The sequence below is a fragment of the Chryseobacterium sp. CG10_8 genome (genome assembly GCF_058117085.1).
In genome coordinates this window covers 1-866 of record NZ_JBYVEB010000258.1, presented here as the reverse complement: position 1 = coordinate 866, position 866 = coordinate 1, and the positions used below count along the sequence as shown (strand labels likewise).

The following is an 866-nucleotide window of genomic DNA, read 5'->3' as shown; positions in this document are numbered from 1 at the left end:
TAAGTGAAGTTTTCTTCAATAGTTCTTACGGCATCGGTATCTAATCGCTTATGAGTAGTCTTTGTCTTCTTCACCACGCCTGCAAAATCTAATTCAGATTCTGTTCTGGTATATCCACCTAAATGGTTGATACTATGTGTTACAATCGCTCGTCCTTTGTTATCATACCAAGTATAGTTCTGTGTCCAATTATCATTCTCTATGTTTTTAACAAAAGACGCTGTTGGAAGAGACTTGGTAGATATGCTGCTATTTTGAGCATTATCACTAAGAACAGATGAAGGTAGAGTAACCGAGTTTGGAATAGCTGGGTATGTATCATAGTAATTTACTGACAATACGGTTTCAATGCTAGAGAACATATTGTTTGTATAATAAATCTGTATTCCGTTTTTTGTAAATCCTCCCATACTTCGGCTTTCTGTAATGAGAACATTGGCAGCTTGCCCTTGCATACTGGCTCTATCACCTCCTGGTATTATTCCGGTATAGATCACTCTTCCAAATTGATCATATTTGGTCAACAACCATTTACCTTGCAACTGAAGATTGGGATCTTGAGTTAGCACAAGACGATCTGCTTTATCATACACAAGAGACTCCCATGTCCACAGCCCAGTTTGAGCATTATATCCTTTTCCTGGTAGTTTTTTTTCTACTAAACGGTTTCTCCCATCATAGCGGTATTGGTAGCAGAGTTCATTCAGGTTGGTATCTGTTGCGGCAACATTTGCTCCAGCTGGTAAATTTTTAAAAACATTAGAAGCTAGGGGAGATATTACAAAAGCGAGTTGGTTGTACTCATTATATACATAGTAGGTATCTACATTTTGTATTCCATCGTTGTTCCTTACCAACAGAGTTTG

Annotated in this window: 1 pseudogene; it reads right to left on the bottom strand. The window is 37.8% G+C overall.

Annotated features, from left to right (window positions below):
* A pseudogene (locus tag AC4AGG_RS16620) lies at positions 1–866 on the bottom strand (RHS repeat-associated core domain-containing protein); the annotation flags it as partial.